The sequence below is a fragment of the Bacteroidota bacterium genome (assembly GCA_016718825.1).
In the GTDB taxonomy this organism is placed as follows: Bacteria; Bacteroidota; Bacteroidia; order J057; family JADKCL01; genus JADKCL01.
The window spans coordinates 39,596-52,557 of the sequence record JADKCL010000003.1; the positions used below are offsets into that span (position 1 = coordinate 39,596).

Sequence of the window (12,962 nt, forward strand, 5' to 3'; positions counted from 1 at the left end):
CCGCGTAATAGGAAGCTGGATTGGGGCCCACAAATGAAAAAATGGGTCTTGATCGGGCCACTGTTGCTACTGTCCACGTTGCGGTTGACAGCCCAAGACCCTCAATACTTTAACTATGGCATTGGCGAGGGCCTGCCCAGCAACCAAATCTACGAACTGGAAACAAGCCGCGACGGCCACTTGTGGTTGGGAACTGATCGCGGGTTGGTCAGGTTTGACGGCACCCATTTTGCACAACTTCGGGCACCCCGCAACGAGGAAACAGGGATCACACAACTGTTTGAACACGAAAAAACAGGCATGTATTGCCGCACGTTTGACGGACGCCTGTTCCTTGCACGCGGTGACAGCCTGCTTCCACTCCCTGTTTTCTCTGGATTGGTGGATTATCGCATCCTCGGCGACCGACTGTATTATCTGACCGCGTCCAAAATGGTGGAAGCAGACCTTTTGGGTCGCAATCCAAAAGTTCTTTTGGAAGCCGATCGGCGCCATCAATTGCTTTACATTTTGAATGATTCCGTCGTGATGAGCAATTACGCCGTCTTTCAGGTCAAAACAGGGGCCCAAACCGCGTTACCGCCAGGAAATTGGATGCGCTATTCGGTTGCAGGAGCAGTTTGGCTTTCCCGAATTGGAGATTCACAACCCTTTCAGGTGGATAAAAACCTGCAACTCCAGCAATTTCCAGTCATGCCACCGCATTTTCGCACCAATTGCCAGATTACCAAGGTTCTGCCCACCAACCAAGGCTACTACTTCGGATCCTTTTGCGGCGTTTTCACACCTAAAAATACAGCACCCTTCTTTTCCAAACATGTCGTGACGGACATAGAAATCGACATTGAGGGCAACTATTGGTTTTCGACGCTTGGGGATGGCTTGATGTTGGTCCCGCAGATTGAAGTTTTGGAATATCGACGCGGAGCTGGCGTTTTTCAAACGAGGCCAGACAAAATCGTAACCGATTCGCAAGGGAATGCCTATATCTGGGGCGTCGGAACGATTTACCGGATTCGAGCAGGCCAACAGCAGATGGAACGGCTACACGAGCTTCCGACAAAAAAGGAATGTCAAGTCGCTTGGCTCAATGAAGCAGAAAATACCATCTATTTCGAGAGTGGCGGCTTCTACGAATGGAATTTGGACCATGCCGAGCGCGCTCCGCGCCGCATTGGCGACATGAACATCAAATCGATCGCAGCAACGCCCGCCGGTTTTCTCACACGTACGTGGAAATTTTTTACGATCCTTCGAAATCAAGAAAATCTTCCATTGCCAAATCATTGGTTTTCAAACTATTTAGGGGCAGAAATTGCGCGACAGGGTGCCTATACCACAAATGTCATTGCGGGTCCAAATTTGCCGAACGAAGGGGCACAAGTTTGCACCTACGATGCCGTGGGTGATCGAGTTCTCTTGGGTTATTTGAAGCAAAGTTTCCTCCTTTCGCAAACTGGCGTCGAGAATGTGGAATTGGACGGGCAACCCCTTCGTCTGACGGCAGTTACGGCACATGAAGGCAGCATCTACATGGCCGCAAAACACGAAGGAATTGTGCAATTAAGACCCGACAAAGTCGTGATCCGCCTCCTTGACCCGGCCTATTTCGACCACCATCGTGTGATTCAGATGCGCATTCACGCGGGCAGTCTTTGGCTCTTACTCGCGGATCGTCTCATTTCCATTCGCTTGGATGGTGAGCATCTCACACGGCCGATTCATACCCATGCAACTGGCAACTACGAATACCGAGACTTGAATTTTGCCGCTCAGACGATTTGGATTGCCACAAATCAAGGCCTCCTCAACATCCCTCTTGCATTGAATGTCATCGACACCATCGCCCCTAGGTTGCAAGGTGTTCAGATTCTGAATGGGACCACGGAAGTGGACACGCGATCCCCATCCGAATTTGATCATCGCGACAATGCATTCATTGTCAAACTACAAGGCATCCATTTCAAAAGTCGCGGAAAGTATTGGTTCAAGGTCCAACTCGCGGATTATGAGAAAGAAGCGCAAACGGTTTTTCCGCAAAACCCCGTTTTGCAATACAAGGGACTACCACCGGGCACCTACACGTTGCATATTTACGCGCAAAATTTTGACGGATTTCGAAGTCCAACTTTTGAATACGCTTTCACGATTCTCGCTCCTTTCTGGCAAAAAGCTTGGTTTTACCTGCTGTTGGTGTTTTTTGCAGGATTTTGCGCGTTTGGGGTCGCAAAATTGTATGCCCGTTACCTGAGACGGCGGAACCTGATGCAAATGCAGTTGGTGGAGTCCAAGCTCACCTCTTTGAAGGCGCAGATGAATCCGCATTTTATCTTCAATGCGCTCGGGTCGATCCAATTTCTCGTTTTGAAGGGCGAAATTCTCCATGCCAATACCTATCTCGGCAAGTTTAGCAGGCTGATGCGAATGGTGCTTGAAATGAGCGAATTAAAAGCAATCACGCTCAATGAGGAAATCCAAAGCTTGACTTTGTACCTCGAACTTGAAAAACTACGCATGGGCGAACGTTTCTTGTATAAGATCCAAATCGAGTCAGGTATCCAGCTGGATTCCATCAAACTGCCACCTTCCTTAATTCAGCCCTACGTCGAAAATGCCATTCGTCACGGATTGCTCCACAAAGAGGGTGAAAAGACACTCCAAATCAACTTCAGCTTCGACAAGAACATCGACACATTGATTTGTTCCATTGACGACAACGGAATTGGCAGAGCGGCCTCAAGCAAACTGAGGGAAGGGTCGCATAGATCATTTTCATCGCAGGCCGGCACCAACAGGCTCAATCTCTACAATCGCCTTTATCCTGGGTACTTCAACATCAAATTTCACGACAAAGCAGCGGATGCAGGAACAAAGGTCGAGATTACGCTGCCGATGCATTTTGAGGGTTAGCCCTGCAAATGTGGTCGGAAACGATGTATGGACTTGATGAAAGGAACCTCCAAGACGCAAAAAAGTCCGCTAGAAGCGGACTTTGAGCGAGAGACGAGATTCGAACTCGCGACCCCGACCTTGGCAAGGTCGTGCTCTACCAGCTGAGCTACTCTCGCAATGGGACACAAAGATAACGGGGTCTTTTGGAATGTCAAGCACCCAACGGCAAAAATTTCAATGTTTTTTCGAATAAATGCCCAAATGCGCTGTAAATGAGGCAGTTTTTTTCACTTCACGGCCCCGGCCTTTAACTGCAAAGACGCAAAGGGCGCAAAGATCCGAGAGGCAAAGGACAATTTCGCTTCGAGTCTTCGTGGCTTCATGGGGAGATTTTCCACCTTTCGCTTCAGCAGAGCCTCCACGCGCGGCATCACGTCGATGTCGGCGCCAAGGAAATCCGTTGAAAATCATCCTTGGAATTTTGCCGGTTTCGCCGTATCTTTTCCTTACGAAGAGACACTTTCATGAAATCGATTTTCAGAATCCTATTGCTCTTATTGCTTGCGTACGTTGCTGTCGGATGTACGCAAGTTTGCTCCACTTGCCGCACCGAATATGGACAATATGACGGCGACAGCCTCAATACAGTCTATGAACATGAAAACTGTGGCAGCGCCTCCGCGATTTCCAATTGGGAGGAACAAGAACGGCAGGACCTGCTCCACTACAAAAAGGTCAGTGGCGTCCCCTTCTCAGAATGCGTTTGTTGGAGACATTGATCCGTGTGAATTAGCTCCGCCACTCATCGCGATTCACTTCCCATTCGCCCTATTCAGCGCCTATGGCCAGTCGACAATTCACAATCGTCGACTCCACTTTTCACTTTTCACTTTTCACTCTCCACTTTTCACTTCAGCAGCGCGAGCTTGATCTCCTGCAATTTCAGCAGCGCTTCCACAGGCGTCATGCGGTCGATGTCCACGCCTGCAAGCACCTCGCGGATGCGCAGGGTGTCTTCGTCCTTGAGCTCAAACATGTTGAGCTGAATCGACTGTTTGCTGCTGAATTTGATGCTTTGCGCGACTTCCTTGTCGTGCATTTTGTTTTGCTCGAAGTGTGTGAGCAGGTCGCTGCTGCGCTTCACAATGCTTTTGGGCATGCCCGCCATTTCAGCGACGTGGATACCGAAGCTGTGGTTACTTCCACCCGGAATCAGCTTGCGCATGAAAATGATTTTCCCGTCCAATTCCTTGACCGAGACATTGTAGTTTTTCACGCGCTGCATCTTTTCGCTGATCTCGTTGAGCTCGTGGTAATGCGTTGCAAACAAGGTCTTGGCAGCACATTTCGCGCTTTCATGCAGGTGCTCCACGAGTGCCCAGGCGATGCTCACGCCGTCGTAGGTACTCGTGCCACGACCGATTTCGTCGAGGAGAATGAGGCTTTTGCGCGTCGCATTGTTCACGATGCGGGCCGTTTCGTTCATCTCGACCATGAAAGTCGATTCGCCGCTGCTGATGTTGTCGCTCGCCCCTACCCGCGTGAAAATCTTGTCGACCCAGCCGATTTTTGCCGAATCCGCGGGGACAAAACAACCCACCTGCGCCATCAACACGATCAACGCCGTTTGCCGCAACAAGGCCGATTTACCCGCCATGTTGGGGCCGGTGATGATGATGATCTGTTGCTGCGCATTGTCCAGGAAGACGTCGTTGGGCACATACGTTTCATCCCGGCCCAAGCTCGTTTCAATCACCGGATGCCGCCCGGCACGGATGTCGAGCACATCGTCGGCATTAATTTCGGGCTTGCAATAGTTGCGTTTCAGGGCCACGTTGGCGAATGAACCGAAAATGTCCAATTCTGCGATTTGAAGGGCATTGTGCTGGATCGCCAACAGCCATGCCTGTAATTTTTCGAGCAATTCGGCGTAGAGCCGCGTCTCCAATGCCACGATACGGTCCTCTGCATGGAGGATTTTCTCTTCGTATTCCTTGAGCTCTTCCGTGATGTAACGCTCTGCACCTGAGAGGGTTTGCTTGCGCATCCAATCGGTCGGGGCTTTGTCCTTGTGAACGTTGGTGACTTCGAGGTAATAACCAAAAACCTTGTTGTAGCCGATTTTCAGCGAACTGATGCCGGTCTTTTCAATTTCGCGGCGCTGCATGTCGAGCAGCAGGTCCTTGCCGTTTGCGCTGATGTTGCGGAGTTCGTCGAGCTCGGCATTGAGTCCGCCGCGAATGACGCCGCCGGTATTCAAATTGTTGTTGGGATCCTCCTCCAAATACTGGTCCAGCAGGCCAAGGGCCTCGCTGATGTCATGGAAAGCCTGCTCGCGGCGGTCGAGGTGGGCGGCTCCAAATTCGAGCAGGAGCTTGCGCAAAGGACCAATCAGCCGAAGGCTGTTGCGCAGCATCATCGCCTCGCGGGGTTGCATTTTGCGTGTCGCCAACTTCGAAACATGGCGCTCAAGGTCTCCGGTTTTCTTGAAAATATCCTCCAAATGCCGCAGGTTCACTTGGTCCTTGAGCAGTGTTTCCACCGTTTCGAGCCTTCTGCGAATGGCCCCCAAATCCTTCAGCGGGAACAGCAGCCATCGCCTGAGCAAACGCGCGCCCATGGGCGTGAGCGTCATGTCGAGCACGTCCACGACGGCTTTTCCATCCGGATGATTGGGGTGGATCAACTCCAGGTTGCGAATGGTAAATTGATCGAGCCAGACAAATCCTGAATCATCAAACAGCTGAATGCCAGCGATGTGATCGATCTGCGTTTGCTGATTTTCGCGGAGATAATGCAAGACCGCGCCGGCGGCGATCACTCCGGATTCTTCCTTGTCGACACCAAATCCCTTGAGGGACTTGGTCTTGAAATGGCCGAGCAGGGTTTCCTGCGCATAATCGAACTGGAATACCCAGTCCTCCAAGCCGCGAGATGTAGAACTTCTCCCCGATTTCCTCCTTGAATTGCCGGATGTCCTTTCGCCCCACCAAAACTTCGGCAGGTTTGAGCGTATTCATCAGCTTTTCAGCCTGTTGAATCGATCCTGAGAGGCAGAAAAATTCGCCGGTACTCACTTCTACGAATGCCAATCCGACCTCTTTGCCGCTGAAATGCAAGGCTGCGAGGTAGTTGCTCTCCTTGCTGTCCAGCATTTTGTCGCTGAAAGCAACTCCGGGTGTGACGAGTTCGGTGACGCCGCGTTTGACGATGCCGATCGCTTGTTTGGGATCCTCGAGTTGATCGCAGACCGCCACGCGTTGGCCCGCACGAACGAGGCGGGGCAGGTAGGTATCGAGGCTATGGTGCGGGAAACCAGCGAGTTCCATTTCGCCGGTTCCATTGTTGCGGCGGGTCAGAACGATGCCGAGGATTTCCGAAACCTTGACGGCGTCCTCGCCAAACGTTTCATAAAAGTCCCCTACCCTGAACAGCAAAACCGTGCCGGGGTGTTTGGCCTTGATGGCATTGTATTGCTTCATCAAAGGCGTTTCCTTCGCCTTGTTGTCGTCCTTTTCTTTCAATGGATCCGCCGTTCAATCATTCAACTTCAGACAAATCGCCAATTTCCGAGGAAAGCAGCCGACTCCGAAACGGAATTATCAACGGTAGGTGTACAATTGGGGGAAATCAGCTGTCATTCACCTAAAAATTCGCGGAAGACCGCCCAAGGGCGAAACTTTCCGCGAATTCTGTTGAAAGGGACCTGCTTTTTAGATCATCGCTTATTCCCAGAAGACCGTTCCGGTGGTGCCATCGACTGTAATCACCTGCCCATCCACAATTTTTTTCGTAACATTTTCACAAGCAACCACGGCGGGAAGGGCAAATTCGCGGGCGATAATCGCAGGATGGGAAAGATACCCTCCTTCTTCTGTGACCAGCGCACCCAATCGGTTAAAAAGGACGGACCATTCGCCACTTGTGATCCTGCAAACCAGAATCTCTCCCTGCTGAACTCTGGAAAACTGATGTGGCCCTTCGACGATTCTGGCGATCCCGGTGTATTTCCCCGCAAAAACGCCCAAGCCATTCACCAAATTCGAGGAATCGGATTTTTGCAAATTGGATGCAGCATCGGGCTCGATAGATGTCATGAATTCGAATAGGCCAAACAACTTTTTGAGCCCGGAAGGAAAGGGCGCTAGATTGGGCAATGGCGCTTCGGCGGGACCATAAGCAGCGGGACCCCGGTTAAATTTCGCCCATTGCCTTTCGCCTAGCCGGTGCAAAATCGTGGCTTTCAGGTTCTGAAATTTGCCCTGCAGCGCCTGAACAACCTCCGCTTGCGTGAGCATCACCATGTCTTCGGGCCCATTGGGGAGATCGGAAATGCGCCTCCCAGCCTCGAGCAGGTGCAGCCGTAGCATTCCCCATACCTTTGAAATACACTCAATTCCATTCGCATCACGGATAAAATATCCCTTTCTCGCCCATTCGAGCAATTCCTCAAACTCCGAACGCAATCCCGAATCCGCCAATTGTGTTCTTGCAGCATCGATTTCCACGCCATCCTCCTTTTGCAGTCGATTGGTTAACGTGTTTCCTGCTTTTAATTGTTGCAGTTGGGACGCCAATGTTTGGTGCAGGTAGTGAAGATTTTCACCCCAGGTCGGGTTGTTCACGTCATAGTCAGACATGCGCATCGTGTGGCGCTCCATCCATGCGCTAAATTCTTGGTTCAATTTTGGATATTCCTCCAAGACCTGCGCAATCGTCTTGCGCTCCAAAGGCATTTCCTGGATTTGCGCATGACTCAGGTTTTGCAGGCAAATCGTTTCCAATTCGACCAAATGCTGTGTGGTTGCCCCGGAATTTCCGCTGAGAACTGCCAAGGTCTTTTTGTAATCCCAACCCAAATGCGATTTGCAGAAGATTGCAAACACCCCGATGCAGGTAAAACTTGCCATTCCGAGGCCTGCATGCACTTGGGCTCCCTTGATGGCGATCGTTTTCAGCTGATCCATTTGCTGTATCAGCGCTGATGTGGACAAATCGCCGAGCGTTTTCAAGTTGAAAGACGCGATTTGATCCTTGAACCATTGCGCATCGGAGGCCTCCCACTCCACAACCGGCTTCCGATAGGATTTTCCGTCAAAGAATGGACCCGCATGTTTGTTCATTTTGCGCATGGCCGGAATCAGTCGCGCTACGAGCCACATCACCCAATCCGGCGGATTTTTACTTCCACCGCCCCCGGCCATTTCCATCCGGGCATACAAATGACCGCCGATAAGCTTAAAGTCCATCCCTTTTACCGGCAGTCCGTAGGTTTTCAGCACTTCGGTGAAGGCCTTTCCGTAAGGATCAAAGAAAAGATCCCATGTAAACGGCGTGGGTATGGTGTGATGGTCGTCCCGTTTCCAGCTTCCTTTGGGAATTTCGATGGCGATTGGAATGGGCGCTATAGGCAGCGCCGTGATCGGCCGGCTTTGCAGCAAGAAAAATTCGCCATTGGAAAATGCCCATTCGATGTCTTGCGGGCACCCGAATTTTGATTCCAAAACTTTTGCGACTTCGGCGATTTTGGCGATCATCGGTTCGGTCAGCTCCTTCACGGCGGCACCTTTCCGCTGAATTTCTGAAGCATTCCAAACGATTTCCTCCGGGCTGACCTCTCCGGAAACGAGCTTTTCACCAAGGCCTGTAACCGCTTCGATAACCACTTCATGCCGGTTACCTGAAACGGGATTGGCCGAAAAGGCGACACCCGCAACATCGGCAGGGACCATTTGTTGAATGAGCACTGCCATCGCGCCGCCACCTGACGCATGATAGGCTTTCACCTGTGCTGCGTCCAAGGACTGAAGACAAGATAGCACAGCCTCCGACAAGCCGTCTTTCGGAACATTGAGGATCGAGACGAATTGACCGGCAAAGGAGGTCTGACTTCCATCCTCCAAGGTTGCCGATGAACGGACGGCGTAAGGTCCGGGACCAAGCTTTTCTGCTGCCGGCAGCAAGCTAGCTGCAAGTTCGCTCGGAATCGAAGGTGCTCCGTCCCATCGCACGGCCGGGATGACAAATCCCTTGGGGACATTGAATCCCCAGCTTGATGCGAGATGAAGGTGCAGTGCCTTGGCACCGATTTCCTGCTTCGTCGGTTGCCAGCCAACGGTTCCAATTGCCGACAGCTCAGTCTTTGAGGTGGTCATCATTTTTTAAATTTTAGAGGGTGATTCTTGAATTCCTTTATAATTCAGGCATTTGTATAAAATGCCGATGTTCACAGCGAAGAGGTCGCCCGGGCGATCGGGGAACAAGCGCAATCCGAGCACGCCCGTTCCATTAAAAATCGAGCCGATCAAACTTGAGATTTCAAATTGGTCCAGATTGGTTGCGATTTGGTGGTGGTCCAAGGCGTATTGGATGTGTCGGTGAATGAAATTGCCCGTGCTGCGTGTTTCATATCCATCTGGATCCTCATTGGGGAACAGTTCAAGTTTGTCGGCCCGACTCAACTCGACCCCCATTGGAAATTTGAGATTCTCCGAAATCATCCCGTAAAAAGCGCGAACAGAATGGGGCGATTCATTGCATACGCGGCCCATCGAGGCATACATTTCTGCGATTGCGGGTATGCCAACAAGTTCCTTCCTTCGAATCAAAACCTGCAGTTCCATCATCCAACAGGCATTGGAAAAAACCAGCAGCGCATCCTTTTCCGGAAAGTACTTGAAAAAGGTCACCTTGGAAATCATGGCCACCTCGCAAAGATCCTCTACCCGGATTTGGTTAAATGGCATTTCATTCAGCTTTTCACGAAGGTGCCGCACGAGTGCAAGACGAATTCGCGCGACCTTCCTGTCCTTCAAACCGATTTTTGTCATTGAATCTTGCATTGGCAACTCCGATACATTTATTTACTCTAGTAAATATATATACACAAATTAATATTTTCAAACAGGTCAAAAAAAAATGGTGCGACAGGCACCATTTTTTTATTCGGATCAACCCTGTAATTCTCTCCAAGGTTGCTGAAACTTCATTTTCTGGCTTGTGGTAGCAATTCCTTCAGACGCATACCACAATGGCATCACTTCAGCGCCCGCTCTTCCGGCCAAACGGAGGTGCTTTCACCGATGGCCATGTCGGTCAGCTTGTAACTTTTGGCCTTCCATTCGTCAAAATTCAGGTCAAATTCGCCAACGCGGGCTTTGTCCCCACTTTTGATTTCGGCGAATTCAGCGCTTTCGTAATAGCCTTCCTGATCGACCATGAGCAAAAGCGATTTGGGCTCCAAGGATTTGATGTCAATCACCAATCGATGGCTGCCTTGTGCAACACTGCTTCCAAAATCGATGTCCAAGGCGATTTTGTCGACCGTTCCACCGATGCGCACGACTTCGGCTTCAAGGTCCAGTCTCAGAAATCGGAACACGTTCACCACTGCAGGTGCCAACAAAGGATCGTAGAAATGCTTTTTGATGCGTTTGCTACGGTGCATGATCTCCCACTCGTACATGCCATCGCAGCGGATTTCGCCATCTTGCCAGAGAATTTGGTACTTCTCTCCTTGCACGACGAATTTGCCCGTGAAAGCCTCGCCATTTTGCCTTTTCCAGTGCACATTTCCTGAAAAGTTGCCGATACCTTCATATTGCTTTTGAAAGGCCAACATCAAGGTGACGGGGTCATATTTTTGTGCCTGAAGGGCCATGAACGGCAAAAGGACCAAAAGGAGGAGTAATGTCTTCTTCATCTTGCGAAATTATATTGCATTCTATCAACAACAATGCCAGAAATTCACATTCACCACCAAAAAAAGAAGCAAAACGACTACAATCTAGGTAGGCAAGAAATATCGATTGCAATACGCCGCTGATTTCCAATACCATTGAATTTATGCAGAACCCAATTTCAGCCGTTATCCAGTTGAGATGATGCGTCAGGAAACGAGATTTGTTACTTTCGTCCCGAATTGGAATCCCCTGCCTGTCATTGGGGCAACTTACGAAAGGAATAATGCGAAAACTGAAGCTCGACGAACTGGGCCGCAAGTCGGTCGAAGAATACAAAGCAGCTGAAAAACATCCGATTGTGGTGGTATTGGACGATATACGCTCCATGATCAACGTGGGTGCGGTTTTCCGGAATTGTGATGCCTTCCTCATCGAGAAGCTTTACCTCTGCGGCTACACCCCTGCCCCGCCCCACCGGGAAATCACAAAGTCGGCGCTTGGCGCGGAAGAGGCGGTCGAATGGGAACATGTCCCTGAGATTCTACCCTTGATCCTCAAACTCAAGGCAGAAGGTTACCGCATCGCAAGCATCGAACAAACCGATGGCAGCGTATTCCTCCACGAATTCAAACCCAAGGAAGATGAAAAATGGGTGATCGTGATGGGCAACGAGGTGGATGGGGTTAATGCGGAGGTGGTTACCAACTCAGACGTGGCGGTCGAAATCCCTCAATTCGGGACCAAACACAGCCTGAATATCTCTGTCGCCACTGGCATTGTGCTCTATGCCCTTGTTTTAGGCAATCCCTGACCGCTTCAAAGCGTCGGAATGGCTTGCTTGAGCAGCCACTTTTTGAGGAATTCGTCGTTGTCGACACGCCCGAGGACAAAACGCTTGCTTTGCGCCAAAACAGCTGATTTAAGTGCCACTTCGTGCACCACGACGCGTGGGTTGCCGTACGAGGCATGGATAAAATCGACCGATTTGGGACCATTGGCAATGAATCCGGTGTGAATATCCAACCCGACAATGTAAAGTCCCTGCGGGAGTTTCCCCATGCGACGCACGAGTTCGGGGACGTCGATCCCGCCATAATCTTTGATTTGGTCTGCAGGACAAACCGTGCGGATGATTTTCAAGGATGCCTGCTGCGCCAATTTGGCGCGTTCGACGCCAAATCCAGCATCTCTGAGAATGGTCGTGACGAAGTAACCGCAGGCGATTTGCCCTTCGCCGGGCTTTTGCGTGATGCCGTTAAAATCCCAGGGGGTACCCATCCATGGCGGAAAAAGCTGCTTGGCAATCACGTCGAGCACGAGTTTGCGCGCAGCAACCACCAATGTCAAACGTTGATCAGCGCCCGCAGACGCGTAAAGCGTAGCCATTGAATCCCGCTGTGCAACGATTTCGGCCTTGATGGCGGAATAATCCTTGCGAGAGCAATCACCGACCCGCGCCCATGCGTGGGAGGGCAAGCTGCCAATCATCAACATGGAAACTGCCAAACAAGCGATGGTATTCCGCATCAGGAATGCTGGATTTCACCTTCCCAGGGATCGACCGTGCCGATCAGCACGTTCTTGGAATCATCGCGCAATGCCTTGATCACACCGTCGCTGATTTCGTCGTTGCTCAGGCGCATCGTCGTGCCCTTCTCGCGTTTGAAACCCAGGACAATGATGCGGTAAAGCACCCTTTCCAAGTTCCGGAAAGTACTTTCAAAGTATTTGCGCTCCTTGACATTGGCAAGCTCCTGACCTGGAAGAATCTGGAAATAGCGACAAACAGGTGATGTCGAATTGAGGATCGAAGCGATGACATCCACAAACTTCAGGAATTGCTCCTGAACCCAGTTGATGGCAAGTGTCACCGGGCCAAAGGCCTCGATGGATTCGCTGATTCGTTGTGAAAGTCCATCGACCTCGTGGGAATCCACGGCAATCGGATTAATTCTGCCAGAAAGCCCGACGGCTTGCGCCTGAAGCTTTTCAAAGTCGTATTTGGACCGAGCCACCACCGTCACGACGTTGTCGTGCGAGGCAAGAAAGAGTGAGACCTTCTCTAAGACACCGGTCCCACCAACCACTAACACATGAGCCATACGCTACTTTCTCCGGTTTTATTTCAAGAACAATTCCCGCGACCGAAACCGGCACATCAGGAAACCTAAATCTTTCTAAAAGCCTTTCGTTCATGCCTTTTTCAAGGAGCAAAAACGATAAGATGATCGGCTTACGGCTTTCAACAAGGAGAATTTACGACCTGTTTTTCAGTTTGGTTGCACGTGTGGATAAAAGAATTTCCGATTTATACACAAACACCTGATTATCAATTAAATTAATTCTTATCCACAGACATTCCACAATCAAATAATTCACTGTTCGAAT

8 protein-coding genes, 1 tRNA gene and 1 pseudogene are annotated in these 12,962 nt (G+C 50.6%); 3 read left to right on the forward strand and 7 right to left on the reverse strand.

Annotated elements, in window-relative coordinates; translation table 11 throughout:
* Positions 1 to 33: 33 nt before the first annotated feature.
* A complete protein-coding gene (locus tag IPN95_03895) occupies positions 34 to 2,910 on the forward strand; it encodes a histidine kinase (GenBank protein MBK9448549.1) in 2,877 nt (958 codons plus the stop codon).
* 85 nt (positions 2,911 to 2,995) lie between these two features.
* On the opposite strand, the gene IPN95_03900 is transcribed toward IPN95_03895, so the two are convergent.
* Positions 2,996 to 3,068: transfer RNA gene (locus IPN95_03900), tRNA-Gly, on the reverse strand.
* Between the two features lie 348 nt (positions 3,069 to 3,416).
* Here IPN95_03900 and IPN95_03905 point away from each other — a divergent pair.
* The gene (locus IPN95_03905; protein ID MBK9448550.1) at positions 3,417 to 3,671 is read left to right on the forward strand and encodes a hypothetical protein; all 255 of its coding nucleotides are present in this window, start codon (positions 3,417 to 3,419) and stop codon (positions 3,669 to 3,671) included.
* A gap of 128 nt (positions 3,672 to 3,799) precedes the next feature.
* Here IPN95_03905 and mutS read toward each other — a convergent pair.
* From mutS to IPN95_03925, 4 genes and pseudogenes are all read right to left on the reverse strand, one after another.
* Positions 3,800 to 6,374: pseudogene (mutS, locus tag IPN95_03910) on the reverse strand (DNA mismatch repair protein MutS).
* Between the two features lie 243 nt (positions 6,375 to 6,617).
* The gene (locus IPN95_03915) at positions 6,618 to 9,050 is read right to left on the reverse strand and encodes a hypothetical protein (protein MBK9448551.1); all 2,433 of its coding nucleotides are present in this window, start codon (positions 9,048 to 9,050) and stop codon (positions 6,618 to 6,620) included.
* 3 nt (positions 9,051 to 9,053) lie between these two features.
* Positions 9,054 to 9,734: a TetR/AcrR family transcriptional regulator gene (locus tag IPN95_03920; GenBank protein MBK9448552.1), complete on the reverse strand. Its 681-nt coding sequence runs from the start codon at positions 9,732 to 9,734 to the stop codon at positions 9,054 to 9,056.
* Positions 9,735 to 9,928: 194 nt separating this feature from the next.
* Positions 9,929 to 10,594, reverse strand: coding sequence for a hypothetical protein (locus IPN95_03925; protein ID MBK9448553.1), 666 nt, complete (start codon positions 10,592 to 10,594; stop codon positions 9,929 to 9,931).
* A 263-nt stretch (positions 10,595 to 10,857) separates the two neighbouring features.
* Between IPN95_03925 and IPN95_03930 the strand changes: the two genes are divergently transcribed.
* Complete coding sequence (locus IPN95_03930) at positions 10,858 to 11,385, forward strand: RNA methyltransferase (GenBank protein ID MBK9448554.1); 528 nt, start codon at positions 10,858 to 10,860, stop codon at positions 11,383 to 11,385.
* Positions 11,386 to 11,390: 5 nt separating this feature from the next.
* On the opposite strand, the gene IPN95_03935 is transcribed toward IPN95_03930, so the two are convergent.
* Together IPN95_03935 and IPN95_03940 are read right to left on the reverse strand one after the other, a co-directional pair.
* A complete protein-coding gene (locus tag IPN95_03935) occupies positions 11,391 to 12,101 on the reverse strand; it encodes a hypothetical protein (protein ID MBK9448555.1) in 711 nt (236 codons plus the stop codon).
* Complete coding sequence (locus tag IPN95_03940) at positions 12,101 to 12,676, reverse strand: hypothetical protein (protein ID MBK9448556.1); 576 nt, start codon at positions 12,674 to 12,676, stop codon at positions 12,101 to 12,103. The genes IPN95_03935 and IPN95_03940 overlap by 1 nt, the downstream gene beginning before the upstream one ends.
* Between the last annotated feature and the right edge of the window lie 286 nt (positions 12,677 to 12,962).